The sequence below is a fragment of the Streptomyces sp. NPDC103540 genome (assembly GCF_055584445.1).
Map to the genome: position 1 here is coordinate 39,968 of NZ_JBVJMA010000003.1, position 13,242 is coordinate 53,209.

The 13,242-nt window shown below is 72.2% G+C and carries 9 protein-coding genes and 1 pseudogene; 7 read left to right on the top strand and 3 right to left on the bottom strand.

Features of this window, described 5'->3' with window-relative positions:
• Window positions 1-26 precede the first annotated feature (26 nt).
• A complete protein-coding gene (locus tag ACZ6ZI_RS08145; protein ID WP_469517795.1) occupies window positions 27-1,148 on the top strand; it encodes a threonine aldolase family protein in 1,122 nt (373 codons plus the stop codon).
• 527 nt (window positions 1,149-1,675) lie between these two features.
• On the opposite strand, the pseudogene ACZ6ZI_RS08150 reads toward ACZ6ZI_RS08145, so the two are convergent.
• Window positions 1,676-2,269: pseudogene (locus ACZ6ZI_RS08150) on the bottom strand (hypothetical protein); the annotation flags it as partial.
• A gap of 597 nt (window positions 2,270-2,866) precedes the next feature.
• Window positions 2,867-3,076 carry a hypothetical protein gene (locus tag ACZ6ZI_RS08155; RefSeq protein WP_469517798.1) on the bottom strand — a complete coding sequence of 70 codons (210 nt, stop codon included), beginning with the start codon at window positions 3,074-3,076 and terminating at the stop codon, window positions 2,867-2,869.
• Window positions 3,077-3,200: 124 nt separating this feature from the next.
• On the opposite strand from ACZ6ZI_RS08155, the gene ACZ6ZI_RS08160 reads away from it, so the two are divergent.
• Window positions 3,201-4,331 carry a DUF5937 family protein gene (locus ACZ6ZI_RS08160; RefSeq protein WP_469517802.1) on the top strand — a complete coding sequence of 377 codons (1,131 nt, stop codon included), beginning with the start codon at window positions 3,201-3,203 and terminating at the stop codon, window positions 4,329-4,331.
• A 237-nt stretch (window positions 4,332-4,568) separates the two neighbouring features.
• Window positions 4,569-6,122, top strand: coding sequence for a M28 family metallopeptidase (locus ACZ6ZI_RS08165; protein WP_469517805.1), 1,554 nt, complete (start codon window positions 4,569-4,571; stop codon window positions 6,120-6,122).
• A gap of 158 nt (window positions 6,123-6,280) precedes the next feature.
• On the opposite strand, the gene ACZ6ZI_RS08170 is transcribed toward ACZ6ZI_RS08165, so the two are convergent.
• Window positions 6,281-7,039 carry a hypothetical protein gene (locus ACZ6ZI_RS08170; protein WP_469517809.1) on the bottom strand — a complete coding sequence of 253 codons (759 nt, stop codon included), beginning with the start codon at window positions 7,037-7,039 and terminating at the stop codon, window positions 6,281-6,283.
• Between the two features lie 296 nt (window positions 7,040-7,335).
• Here ACZ6ZI_RS08170 and ACZ6ZI_RS08175 point away from each other — a divergent pair, with 296 nt between their 5' ends.
• The 4 genes from ACZ6ZI_RS08175 to ACZ6ZI_RS08190 all read left to right on the top strand — a co-directional run bounded on the left by ACZ6ZI_RS08175 (window position 7,336) and on the right by ACZ6ZI_RS08190 (window position 13,211).
• Complete coding sequence (locus ACZ6ZI_RS08175; protein ID WP_469517812.1) at window positions 7,336-8,571, top strand: CapA family protein; 1,236 nt, start codon at window positions 7,336-7,338, stop codon at window positions 8,569-8,571.
• Window positions 8,572-8,754: 183 nt separating this feature from the next.
• Entirely contained in the window at window positions 8,755-11,004 is a 2,250-nt protein-coding gene (locus ACZ6ZI_RS08180; protein WP_469518640.1) for a HAMP domain-containing protein, read from the top strand.
• 3 nt (window positions 11,005-11,007) lie between these two features.
• Window positions 11,008-12,732 carry a poly-gamma-glutamate synthase PgsB gene (gene pgsB / locus ACZ6ZI_RS08185; protein WP_469517815.1) on the top strand — a complete coding sequence of 575 codons (1,725 nt, stop codon included), beginning with the start codon at window positions 11,008-11,010 and terminating at the stop codon, window positions 12,730-12,732.
• Complete coding sequence (locus ACZ6ZI_RS08190; protein WP_363063678.1) at window positions 12,729-13,211, top strand: poly-gamma-glutamate biosynthesis protein PgsC/CapC; 483 nt, start codon at window positions 12,729-12,731, stop codon at window positions 13,209-13,211. Before pgsB ends, ACZ6ZI_RS08190 begins: the two co-directional genes overlap by 4 nt.
• Window positions 13,212-13,242: the final 31 nt, after the last annotated feature.

Here is a 13,242-nt window from a genome sequence, read left to right on the forward strand (position 1 = left end):
CCGCGGCCGGCGGCATGATCGACTCCATGACCGATGACGAGGAACACGGAAAGCGGCTGGTCGCGGCCTGGCGCGCGGCCGAGCGGACCCTGACGCGCGGCCCCCTGGAACCCACCCTGGGAGAGCTGCTGGCGGACCTGACCCGGACCCCGCACGACCCGGACGCCTCCCCCGACCTCTACGGCGACGGGGTGGTCGCGGAACTCGAACGACGGGTCGCGGACCTGCTCGGCACCGAGGACGCCGCCTTCTTCCCCACCGGGACCATGGCGCAGCAGATCGCCCTGCGCTGCTGGGCGGGCCGCACCGGCAACCCCGTCGTGGCCCTCCACCCCATGAGCCACCCCGAGATGTGGGAGGGCGACGCCCTGTCCGTGGTGTCGGGGCTGCGCACCACCCATCCGACGACGGAACCCCGACCGCCGACGGCCGAGGAGGTCACCGGCACGGCGGAACCCTTCGGCACCCTGATGCTGGAGCTGCCGCTGCGCGAGGCCGGGTTCCTGCTGCCGACGTGGGAGGAGCTGGAGGACGTCGTCGCCGCGGCCCGGGACCGCGACGCTGTCGTCCACTTCGACGGGGCCCGGCTGTGGGAGACCACCGTCCACTTCGGCCGCCCGCTGGATCGGATCGCGGGACTCGCGGACTCGGTCTACGTCTCCTTCTACAAGTCGCTCGGCGGGATCGGCGGAGCCGCCCTGGCGGGACCCCGCTCCTTCGTGGAGGAGACCCGCGTGTGGCGCCACCGCTACGGCGGCCAGGTGTTCCGGCAGTTCCCGCAGGCCCTGGCCGCGCTGGCCGGGCTGGAACGGGAACTGCCGCGCCTGCCGGAGTACGTCGCGGGGGCGCGGACGGTCGCGGCGGCGCTCCGCGAGTCCCTCACCCGGGCCGGCGTGCCGTGGTTCCGCGTCCACCCGGAGGTCCCGCACACGCACCAGTTCCAGGTGTGGCTGCCGTACGAGGCCGACCGCCTGACGGAGGCCTCCGTACGCCTGGCGGAGGAGACGGGCACGGTCCTGTTCCGCCGCTGGCACGCCCAGGGGCCCCCGGGCTGCGCGGTCACGGAACTGACGATCACCGAACCGGGCCTGACCTGGACCCCCCAGGACGTCGCCACGGCGGTCCGAGACTTCCTGGACCGGGTGTAGAGCCGAACCCGAGCCGGGCGGTGTCGGGAACGGGCTGGGGGTTTCCCGTCAGTCCCATCGTCTCTCCGGTGCGGGCCGGGCCCTCAAGGGCGCTCACTTCGTTCGCGTCGCTTCGCGATGGCCTTCGGCCACCCTTGACCGCCCGTCCCGCCCCGGACAAACGAAGACTGTCGGGAAACCCCCGAAAGAACGGCCACGGGGCAGGAGGCGATCTCCCCCGCATCAGCGACCCTCGACCTCCCGGGCGAGGAGCCTCAACCGGGCGACCTCCTTCACAGCCCCTTTCGGGACCCCACCCAGGCCCTACCCGCACCAAAAGTCGACCAGACCGTCCCCCGGAGCACCCGAGCGCGTCAGATCGCTACGCGCTCCTCACGTCTCGGCGTCCGCCGGCCCGTCTTGGGCCGATACCTCCACTCCAGGACGATCACGGAGGTCCGGGAAGCAGGCAGGCGCGACAGATCGCTACGCGCTCCTCACGTCTCGGCGTCCGACCGCCGTCTTGGGCCGGTCACACCCTGTGGCTCCTAGCCCTTGAGCGTGCCGATGAGGTGGGCCCGCTCCTGGAGGTCTCGTACGGCCCTGACGCTGCGGTGTGGGCGGAGCCGAAGGGTCATCACTTCGAAGTGCTCGTCACCGCGTGCCGAGGACAACACCTCGTACTCGTCGAGGAAGCGGCCCCACGACTCGCACGCCGCTTCCACGTGCCCGATGGACAGCTGCCTCTGCGCGAGGAGCCCATAGGCGTGGAGACGGCCCTGCCGTTCCTGGGGCGGTTGTACCCGGATCGATTCCCGCAGCGTACGGACGGAGCCCGGAACGTCCTTCGTCTCGTTCAGCACGTGGGCGACGTGGAACAGGTACGCGGTCCGGTCGTAGCCCCCGATGGACTCCCGACGGTCGTCGGCACGGGCGAGGGCCTCCTCGGCCTCCCGCAGTCGGGTGAACGCCTGCCGCCTGTCACCGACCATCGCCGCTGCGTGGGCCTGCTGACCCCGCAGGAAGGCGACGAGGCGCGGTCCGGCGACGGGGGCCGCTTCCGCCGCCGACGTGAGCGTCGCGCCATGAGCAACTCTCCCCACAGGTGCATGACTTGCATGCTTCTCCGACCCTTCCACGGTACTCGCGGAGGGGTTGGGCGCGGTTACCTCGTCACACAGGGTGGCACTGGGCGTACATCCGTGGACGGAACGGCCGCGAATTCACCACCGCCGTCACCAACGTCGAGCCCACGAACGTGGTGATCTGAAACGCCTGCCCGCTTCCCGGACCTCCGTGATCGTCCTGGAGTGGAGGTATTGACCCCAGACGGCCGGCGGACGCCAAGCGATGAGGAGCGCGTAGCGATCTGTCGCGCTCGGTTGCTCCGGGGGATGGTCTCGTCGACTTTTCGTGCAGGTAGGCCGTGGGCTCGGTCCCGAAAGGGGCTGTGAGTGCCCGATGCCCGGTGGGCCCGTGGGATGGCCGCTCGCTGGTCGCTGATGCGGGGTCGTCCCTTCCCTGCCCCGTGGCCGTTCTTTCGGGGGTTTCCCGACAGTCTTCGTTTGTCCGGGGCGGGACGGGCGGTCAAGGGTGGCCGAAGGCCATCGCGAAGCGACGCGAACGAAGTGAGCGCCCTTGAGGGCCCGGCCCGCCCCGGAGAGACGATGAGACTGACGGGAAACCCCCAGCACCTCCCCGACCCCGCCCCGCGGTGTTCCGCCGCCCCCCGACCCGCCTCAGCACGGCCGCGCCGGGTGCAGGAGGCGGTGGAGGGCCGCGCGCCAGGGGTGGGTGGCCGGGCGGCCGTCGAGGACGGCGCGGAAGCGGGCTTCGGTGCGCAGCGCGCGGAGCGTGGCGACGTCGTCGCGGCCCGGCGGCGGGGGCATGGGGCTCTGGTGCTGCGCGGCCCGGTAGGTGTCGATGAGGTACTGCTCGATGGCGGTCATGCGTCCACCCTGAACCTGCCGGCGGCGCCGGGCGCGACGATTGACGGTCCCCGTCAATCGTCGCCTCCCACCTGCGGCGCAACCCGATCTCCCGTCCTCGCGCGCGGCGGGTGATGATGGGGCGATGAGCGTCACCATCGACATCGCCGGGCTCCCCGCGGAGCGGATCGGCTTCGCGCCGTCGCCCCTCGCCGAGCTCTGCATGGCGCTGCACGCGCTCTCGCAGCCGGCGCACCATCCGGAGCTGCACTCCTGGACGAGCGCCACTCAAGCCTCGCTCGATCCGTGTCTCGCGGACCGCCTGCTGGAGGCGGACTTCATGTGGCGTAGCTCCTTCTCGGACGTCTTCATGGCGTTCGCGGGGGTTCCGGGCGGTACGGGGCGGCCGGCGGCGACGCTGGCCGAGGAGCTCGACGTACTCGACCGGCTGGACGACGAGCGGTTCGTGATGGCGGCCCTGGAGCACTGTTGGCTGGCGCTCTACAACGAGGGCGGCGGTCCTTCCCCGCTGTCGGATCCGGCGGCGCGCGCCAAGGCGTTGGAGGTGGCGGCGGCGCGCGGACCGCGCCAGTTGCGGTTCTCGCTGCGGTTGCTGGACGAGCCTCAGGCGGTGCGGGTGTGGATGCGGAGGCTGTTGGAGGACTGTGACGAGGCGTTCTTCGCCGAGACGTGGCGGGGGATCGAGCCCCGGCAGTCGGCCGATGCCCGGCACAAGACGGAGGTGCTGCGCCGCAAGGGTCTGCCGGCGGCGTTGAAGGAGGTGTCGTCGGCGCTCACGGTGGACGAGGCGCACACGACGATCACCGTGGACAAGATGGTGAACGGGCAGGCCACGGCGACGGATCCGCGGATCGGGTCGGGGCTGGTGTTCGTGCCGACGAACTTCGGCTGGCCGCACCTGCTGGTGCTGCACGCGCCCGCGTGGCGGCCGGTGGTGCACTATCCGCTGAGTTCGCCCGCGCCGGCCTCGGCGCTGGGGGCGGGGTCGGTGGAGTTGATGCAGCGGCGCATGGAGGCGCTGGCGCACCCGATGCGGATGATGTTGTGCCGCAGTCTGGCGAGGGCTCCGTACACGACGAGCGAGCTGGCGACGGTGCTCGGGATCTCGGCTCCGGAGGTGTCCCGGCACCTGGCCGTGTTGAAGAAGGCGGGGCTTTTGCACACGCGCCGTCAGGGGCGCTATACGCAGCATCAGTTGGATCTGTCCGTGGTGGCCCGAATAGGCACCGATTTCATCGAGGGCATTCTGCGCTGAATCGGGCGCGGCCGGTGTGCCGGCGGCGTTTCGGCACGTGTCACGCGCGGGGTCTCCGGCCTGCGGACGTTGGGCGGACGTTGGCCGAAATTCGCCGGCGCGTAGGCACCGATATCCGGATTTCACAAACCGGAAGCAGTGAAAACCCTGGCGCGTACGGCCGATTGATGCCTAACGTGCGGCCCACCACTCCCCCACGCACCGTGCTCTTCGCGCACCTGCTGTGAAAGGACCTTCATGCCCTCTCGCCGTATAGCCGCAGCCACGGCAGCCCTGGCCGCCGCTGCCATCGTCTCCCCGCTGCTCCTCGCGGGGCCTGCGGGCGCCACCGGAAGCCCGCAGAGCGATGCCGCCCGGGGTGACGCCCTGGCCAAGAAGCTGGTCAAGGAGGCGACCGGCAAGGGCGCCTACAACCACCTGAAGGTCTTCCAGTCGCTGGCCGACTACAACAACGGCAACCGCGTGGCGGGTTCCAAGGGGCACGTGCAGTCCGCCCAGTACGTCGAGGCGGTGCTGAAGGGCGCCGGCTACAAGGTGACCCGCAACGAGTTCGAGTTCGTCTACGTGGAGACCCTCGCCGAGAGCCTGAAGGTGAACGGGGCGGGCGGGCGCGACGTCCCGATCCACCTGATGACGTACACGGGCAACAGCCCGGAGGGTGGCGTGACCGCTCCGGTCGCGGTCGCTCCGGTCGACGCCGACGGGACGACGGGCTGCGAGCCCGGCGACTTCGCGGCGGGTGCCTTCACCGGCAAGATCGCCCTGGTCAAGCGCGGCGGTTGCACCTTCGCCGTGAAGCAGCTGAACGCGGCGGCGGCCGGCGCGGTCGGCGCGGTGATCTACAACAACACCGACGGCGCCCTGAACGGCACCCTCGGCGACCCGACGGCGGGCAAGGTCCCGACCGGTGGCATCTCCCAGGCCGACGGCGAGAAGCTGGCCGCGGAGGCGGCGGCGGGTCCGGTCTCGATCACGCTGGACATCCGCGAGAAGCGCGAGAACCGCAAGACGTACAACGTCATCGCGGAGACGAAGGGCGGCGACGAGAACAACACCGTCTTCCTCGGCGCGCACCTGGACTCGGTCGCGGCCGGTCCGGGCATCAACGACAACGGTTCCGGTTCGGCGGGCATCCTCCAGGTCGCGCAGCGCCTGGCGAGCAGCCAGTCGAAGATCAAGAACAAGGTGAAGTTCGGCTGGTGGTCGGCCGAGGAGTTCGGCCTGCTGGGCTCCGAGGCGTACGTGGGCTCGCTGACCGAGGACCAGAAGAAGCAGATCAAGCTGTACCTGAACTTCGACATGATCGCCTCGCCGAACTCCGCGTACTTCGTCTACGACGGCGACGACTCGGACAAGGTCGGTTCGGGCCCCGGCCCGGAGGGCTCGGCGCAGATCGAGAAGGGGATCACCGACTTCCTCGACTCGCAGAAGATCCCGCACGAGGGCACGGACTTCTCCGGCCGCTCGGACTACGGCCCGTTCATCGCGTCCGGCATTCCGGCGGGCGGTACGTTCACGGGTGCCGAGGGCATCAAGACCGCCGAGCAGGCCGCGAAGTTCGGCGGCCAGGCGGGTGTCGCGTACGACGTGAACTACCACGGCAAGGGCGACGACATCAACAACATCGACCAGAAGGCGCTCGACATCAACGTCGACGTCATCGCGAACGCGGTCGGCCACTACGCCTTCGACCTGGCCCCGCTGTCGCAGCCGGTCCCGCCGTCGCAGCCGACGGGCGGCTCGGGCAGCGGCGGTGGCCTGCACGAGGGTCACGACGGCGTCCTTCAGTAGGCAGTAGGCAGTACGGTCGCTCCCGCGGTTACCGCGGGAACGTTCCCGCAGCAGTCGAGGGCCGGCTCCCCACCCGGGGATCCGGCCCTCGGCCGTTCCTCCCGGTCCGTTCCTCCCCGGCCGTACCTCCCGGGCCGTACCTCCCCGGCCGTTCCCCCTCAGGCCCGGCCGGCCCAGCCCTCGGTGACGTACGCGATCGCGCGCGCGGCGCCGGCGCGCGGGTCGGGGTGGGCGCGCAGGGACCGGGACAGCTCCAGGTGCAGGAAGCGCGTGCCGTGTTCGGCGGCGAGCCGGCCCTGGGCGTTGGTGCGGCCGGCGAGCGGGCAGGAGGTGTCGCGGGCGCGGCAGACGGTGACGCCCTCGCCCTCCAGCGCGGCGGCCAGGCCGGCGGCCTCCGCGGCGGCCCGGTCGCCGGCGCCGGTGGAGACGACGGCCCCGGTGTCGGGGACCGAGGAGTCGGCGAAACCGTGGAGCTGGATGCCGGGCAGGCCGCGGCGGGTCAGTTCGGCGACGACGGCGTGGAAGACGGAGTCGGTGCGGTGGGCCATGTCCGCGGGGTCGTCCTCGGGCCGGCGCTCGCCCTCCCGCTCGCCGTCCCCTTCCGCGCCCGCGCCGGCGGCCCCGCCCCCACCGGAGGCCGCCTTGCGGTGGGCGCCGGCCAGGACCATGACCCCGCCGGGGGCGCCGCGCAGGACCTCGGCGCCCAGCCGCTCGGTGTACCGGTCGGCTTGGGGGTGGGGGACCTGGACCGACCAGTGCGGCGGGCCGGCGAGGTCGACGTAGATCCGGCCCCAGCCGCGGGCGGTACGGCCGGCGGGGACGGCGGCGTCGGAGACCTCGGCGTAGCGGCGTCCGGAGGCGGTGTCGGTGAAGGTGTCGAGGCGGTAGTCCACCTCGGACAGTCGAGAACGAGCCATGTCGACATTTCCGTCGAAAAGGGACGCGACCCCTGCGACGAGGGCCACTCTCTCCTTCTTCGAGGGCTCTCGATAGCCGCCCTTCGAACCAAAACCGGAGGTGAATCCAGTCACCCTTTCCATGAGGTCCGGAGTGATTTTCGAGGCAGAAACGGAAGGTGAAGGTCCCTTTTCCGAAGAATGAGACGGTGCAAATGCCACATAAAGCACCACCGTAATGATCATGGCGAAAGCCACCGCAATGATCATCATCTTCTTCGTCGGCTCCGCCTTCATCATTGGCTGAAAATAGCCCAGTGAAAACGAGCCCCACCCGACAGGTCCGCACCCGGACCCTCGCCGCGCTCCTCGCCCTCGCGCCGGTCCTCGCGCTCGCGGGCTGCGGACCCCTCGGCGAGGCGGCCCCGGAACCCGGGCGCCCCGCCACGGGCAAGAACCGCTCGTTCACCGTCGCCGCCGCCGGCGACATCCTCATCCACCCCCAGCTCACCGAGCAGGCCGCCCGCGACGCGCAGGCCTCCGGCCGCACCGGGTACGACTTCGACCGGATCATGGCGGGGATCAAGCCGGTCGTCGCCAAGGCCGACCTCGGCATCTGCCACATGGAGCCGGTCCTGGGACAGCCGAACGGCCCCTTCCAGACCTACCCCGACTTCCTCGTTCCGCCGCAGATCGCCAAGGCGATCAAGAACGTCGGCTACGACACCTGCTCCACGGCCTCCAACCACACCCTCGACCACGGCCCCGAGGGCGTGTACCGCACCCTGGACACCCTCGACCGCGAGGGCCTGCGCCACACCGGCTCCGCCCGCGACAAGGAGGAGGCCGCCAGGCCGCTCGTCCTGGACGTCAAGGGCGTCAAGGTCGCCCAGCTCTCCTTCGCCTTCGGCTTCAACGGCCGCGAGGTCCCCAAGGACAAGCCGTGGCTGGCCAACCTCACCGACTTCAAGGCCATCTCCTCCGCCGAGAAGAAGGCCCGCGCCGCCGGCGCGGAGGTGGTGATCCTCTCGATCCACTGGGGCCGCGAGCACCAGCCCAACCCCAGCAACCCCCAGCTGGAACTGGCCCGCAGGATCGCCGAGGAGACCGGCGTCAACCTGGTCATCGGCCACCACGCGCACGTCGTCCAGCCGATGGAGAAGGTGGGCCCGATCTGGGTGGCCTACGGCCTCGGCAACCAGCTCGCCCGCCACGACGTCCCCAGCGGACTGACCGAGGAGGGCGCCATCGGCTGGTTCGAGTTCGCCGAGAAGAACGGCCGCTGGGACGTGACGGCCCGCTTCGTGCCCACCTTCACCGACATCCCGCCGGACCCCGAGAGCACCCCGGGATCCGACCTGCCCGCCGGCGCGCCGAAGCCCCTGCGCGACCACCGCCTGGTCGACGTCGCCGACGCCCTGCGCGGCAACACCTCGCTGCTCCCCGAACAGCGCGCCCGCTACCGACTGGCCTTCGAACGCACCGAGGGCACCATGCTCAACCGCGGCGGCGCCAAGGACGGGCTGGCCCCCCTGAAGAGGCTCCCCGACTAGCCCGCCCCCGCAGCCCGCCCCCGCCGGCCGCTCCCGCCGACGCGCCCCGCCCGAACGCAGGACGACCCGGACGCAGGACGACCCGTACGACGCCCGCGCTCCCCCTCACCTCCCCGCCAGGAAGGACCCCCCGTGGCCGCCACTCCCCCCAAGCGGCGACGCAAGGCCCGCCGCAGGGCCGACATGTCCCTGCTCGGCGGCATCCGACCGCCGATCACCGTGCTGTCGGTCCTGCTGCTCGTCCTGGCCGGGTTCACCGCGTTCAGCCTGGGCACCCTGCGCGAGGACCGCCTCCCCGAGGCCGTCCTCACCTCCCAGCAGCACTTCGCCGAGGACGGCGCCATCGCCCTGCGCGCCTCCCTCGACGAGAGCGTCACCGACCTCGACCGGGCCGCCTCGCTGTTCTCCGCCGGCAAGCCCGTCGCCCCCGACGCCGTCCTCGACCGCATCGGCAGCGTCTACCAGAAGTGGCGCGGCACCGCCGTCGTCGAGGTGGCCTCCGGCCGACTGCTCGCCGCCCGCGGCGAGAACCTCCCCCTCACCGCCATCGACCGCGCCTCCCTGGTCGGCGAGGGCGGCCTCGCCCCCCGCATGGTCAAGCTCGCCAACGGCGAGACCCGACTGCTGACCCTCTCGCTGCTCTCCTGGGAGGGGCAGCCGCAGCAACTGCTCGTCGCCTCCAGCAGCCTGCGCTTCCCCGGCATCAGCCTCGGCGACTTCCGGGCCATCGCCGTCGTCGGCCCCGACGGCGCCGTCCTCAGCGACGACGGCATCCCCGAGCCCGAGATGGTCCTCACCGACCTCCAGCGCGCCGACGTCAAACGCGACACCAAACAGCTCGCCTCCTTCGCGAAGACCGCCGCGAAGAAGGCCTCCGCGCACCCCCTCACCGCCAAGGAGCCCGGCTCGGGCGGCTTCCTCGGGGTCAGCGGCAGCCTCACCGGCGGCCAGTGGGGCGGCGAACGCGCCGCCGCCGGCTACGCCCGCCTCGCCGGCCCCGAGGCGGGCGTCGCCACCGACGCCTCCCGCCTGGGCCTGACCGTCGTCGCCATGGTCAACGTGGCCCAGAACCCCGCCCGCACCTCCGACGCCTTCGCCGGACTCGCCCTCGCGGGCGCCCTCCTCCTCGTCGGCGGCCTGGCCATCGCCCTCCTGGTCACCACCGTGCAGCGCCCGCTGATCGCCCTGTTCCTGGAGAGCCGACGGCTCACCGCGGGCGCCCTGACCCGGCCCGTGCCCGTACCGCGCGGCGCCGAGGCCGCCCGGATCGCCGGCGCCCTGGAGCGGCTGCGCGTCCAACTCCTCAGCGACGGCGCCCCCGCCCCCCTCGTCCGGCCCCGCCGCAGGCGCCGCGTGGGCGCCCGTACGCTCCTCGCGCTGTGCGGGGTGCTGCTGCTGGCCTGGTGCGTGCCGCTGGGCCTGCTCGTCAACCGGGCCGGGGAGGACGTCGTCGTACCGCAGCAGCTCGTCAACGACCAGCGCGAACGCACCGACACCCTCAACGACCGGATCCGGCGCGCCCTCAACGAGGGCCACGCCGACCTGCTGTCCGTGGCCTCCCTGATGGACGCCGGCACCGACCCCGGGCACATGACCACCGTCCTGGAACGCACCGCCCGCGAGCACCTGCGCTACTCCTCCCTCTACGTGGTGGACGGCTCCGGCGCGGTCCTCGCCCGCGCGGGCGCCTCCCCGCGGGCGGCCGGGGGCAAGGGGCCCCGCAAGGAACCCATCGCCCTGCACGAGGGCGACGGCAAGGAACCGGTGATCGTCGCCACCGCCGAGATCCCCGGCCGCGAGGGCACCGCCGTCGTCGGCGAGCTGCGCATCGACTTCCTCAACTCGCTGCTGCGCCGGCCCGGCCTGGGCGAGATCCGCGTCGTCGACGCCGAGCACCGGATCATCGCCTCCAACAGCGGCTACCGCGCCTTCGCGAAGCTCGACGACGCACGGCTCGACGCCCTCGTCGAGGGCTCCGCACTCAAGGTCGGCATGGCGCCCCGCCCCGGCGGCGTCCTCTACCGCGGCGCGGACGGCGACCACGTCATCGCCGCCGCCGCACCGTTCGTCGGCGGCGGCGCGGCCAAGCCGATGGGCTGGACCGTCGTCAGCCGGCAGTCGGTCAAGGGCCTGGCCATCCACGAGTACAGCCTCCAGAACCGCACCGTCCTCGCCGGACTGCTCGGCTTCGCCGTCGGCGCCGCCTGCCTGGGCTGGTTGCGGATCGTCGTGGTCGGCCCGCTGCGCGAACTCGCCCGCCAGGCCGAGGCCCTCGCGGACGGCGACCGCCGCACGGTCCTGTTCCCCCGCAACCACGACGAGGTGGGCGCCGTGACCCGAAGCCTGGAACTCCTGCGCCAACAGCTCCAGCAACGACAGCAGCGACAGCAACGGCGCAGGCAGGCCGAAGCGGCCGAGGCCGGAAGGAACTGACCCGTGCTCTTCCTCTACTGCGTCCTGCTGGTCGGCTGCGCCGTCATGCTCGTCGCCGGCATCGTCGAGCAGCGCCGGCACTTCGCCAACCTGGAGCGGATCCCCCAGCGGGTGCTGGTCAACGGCATCCGCGGCAAGAGCTCCATCACCAGGCTGTGCGCGGGCGCCCTGCGCGGCGGCGACCTGACCACCGTCGCGAAGACCACCGGCACCGCGGCCCGGTTCATCCACCCGGACGCCACCGAGGAGCCGGTGTACCGGAAGTTCGGCATCGCCAACGTGGTCGAGCAGATCGGCATCGTGCGCCGGGCGGCCGCCTACCGGCCCGACGTCCTGGTCATGGAGTGCATGGCGGTCATGCCGGCGCTCCAGGAGATCAACCAGTCGAAGCTGATCCGGTCCACCATCGGCGTCCTGTGCAACGTCCGCGAGGACCACGTCGCCGAGATGGGCCCGACCCTCGACGACATCGCGCGCTCGCTCTCGCGCTCGATGCCGCACGGCGGGATCTGCGTCACCGCCGAGCAGGAACGTTTCCACGTGCTCCAGGAGGAGGCCGACGCACGGGACTGCCGGCTGATCTACGCCGACCCCGACACCGTCTCCGACGAGGAGCTGCGCGGCTTCGGCTGGTTCACGTTCAAGGAGAACGTGGCCATCGCCCTGACCGTCGCCGAGCTGCTCGGCGTCGACCGCGCCACCGCCCTGAAGGGCATGTACGACGCCCCGCCGGACCCGGGCGTGCTGTCGGTGGAGCGGTACCTGACGCCGGACGGCAAGCGGCTGCGGTTCGCGAACGTCTTCGCGGCGAACGACCCCGAGTCCACGCTGATGAACATCAACCAGCTGCTGGACCTGGGCGCCGTGGACCGCCCCCTCAACGTGGTGATCAACTGCCGCCCGGACCGGGTCGAGCGCAACGGCCAGATGGGCGCGATCGTCCCCGAGCTGCGGCCCGACCGGGTCTTCGTGATCGGGCACCCCGCGAAGAGCGCCATCGACGCCATCCCCGCCGAGTGGCGCGACCGGGCGGTCGACCTCGGTGGTGACCACCGCGACGGCGAGGAGTTCATGGCCGAGCTGCTGGGGCACCTCGACGGGGACTCCTCGCTGGTGGCCATCGGCAACATCCACGGCCAGGGCGAGGTGCTGCTGGAGCACCTCGCGGAGCTGCCGGCGGACGACTCGGCGGAGGAACCGCGCGCCGGCGCCCCCGCCCCCGCGAACCCGGCCCCGCCGGCCCACGACCCGTACGCGGAACCCCCGTACGCCGGGGCCTCGTACGCCCAGGCGCCGTACGCCGAACCCCCGCACGCCGGGGGCTCGTACGTCCAGGCGCCGTACGCGCACACCCCGCAGGGACCGCCGGCGTACACGCGGCCCGCGCACGGACAACAGCCGTACCCGCAGCCCACGACCGCAGGGCCCCCCTACGGACAGCCGCCGCACCCGCAGCCCGCGTACGGGCAGCAGCCGTACGGGCAGGCCCCGCACGGCCGGCCCGCGCCCGCAGGGCCCCCCTACGGGCAGCCGCCGTACCCGCGGACCCCCTACGCCCAGGCCCCGAACCCCCCGGCCCCGCACGGCGGGCCGTGGCCCGGGGAGCCGTACGGCCAGGCCGGCCCGCCGCCGCCCCCGCCGCAGGCCGCCGATCCCTACGGCATCGAAGCCGCGACCCCCGTACCCGCCTGGCCCACCCCCCAGCCCCGACCCGGAGAGCCCCGTTGATCCCCGCCGTCCTCACCCCCGAGATCGCAGCGATCGGCATCGCCCTGGGCCTGCTCTTCTCGCTCCTGTGCTACCTCACGACCAACCTCTCCCCCGGCGGCATGATCACCCCCGGCTGGTTGGCGCTGACCCTCCTGGAGGACCTCCAGCGGGCCGCGCTCGTCGTCGGCGTCACCGCCCTGACGTACGTCCTGACCCTGGTCGTACAGCGCTTCGTCATCCTCTACGGCAAGCGCCTGTTCGCCGCCGTCGTCCTGCTCGGCGTCCTGCTCCAGGCCACCGTGGTGATCGTGCTCCAGATGGAGTTCCCGCTGCTCTACACGAACCAGACCCTCGGCTTCATCGTGCCCGGCCTGATCGCCTACCAGCTGGTCCGCCAGCCCAAGGGCGCCACCCTGCTCGCCACCGGCGGCGCCACGCTCATGACGTACGTGGTGCTGACCGCCGGCATCCTCCTCGGCTTCATGCCGGCCGCCTGAGCCGCCCCGAGCCCGCCGACTCCCGACCGCC

What these genes read in the sequence shown, in the direction of transcription:
- ACZ6ZI_RS08145 (WP_469517795.1), top strand. Translation starts at nt 27, where the DNA reads ATGACCGATGACGAGGAACACGGAAAGCGGCTGGTCGCGGCCTGGCGC.
- ACZ6ZI_RS08160 (WP_469517802.1), top strand. Translation starts at nt 3,201, where the DNA reads ATGAGCGTCACCATCGACATCGCCGGGCTCCCCGCGGAGCGGATCGGC.
- ACZ6ZI_RS08180 (WP_469518640.1), top strand. Translation starts at nt 8,755, where the DNA reads ATGTCCCTGCTCGGCGGCATCCGACCGCCGATCACCGTGCTGTCGGTC.
- ACZ6ZI_RS08170 (WP_469517809.1), bottom strand. Translation starts at nt 7,039, where the DNA reads ATGGCTCGTTCTCGACTGTCCGAGGTGGACTACCGCCTCGACACCTTC.
- ACZ6ZI_RS08155 (WP_469517798.1), bottom strand. Translation starts at nt 3,076, where the DNA reads ATGACCGCCATCGAGCAGTACCTCATCGACACCTACCGGGCCGCGCAG.
- ACZ6ZI_RS08165 (WP_469517805.1), top strand. Translation starts at nt 4,569, where the DNA reads ATGCCCTCTCGCCGTATAGCCGCAGCCACGGCAGCCCTGGCCGCCGCT.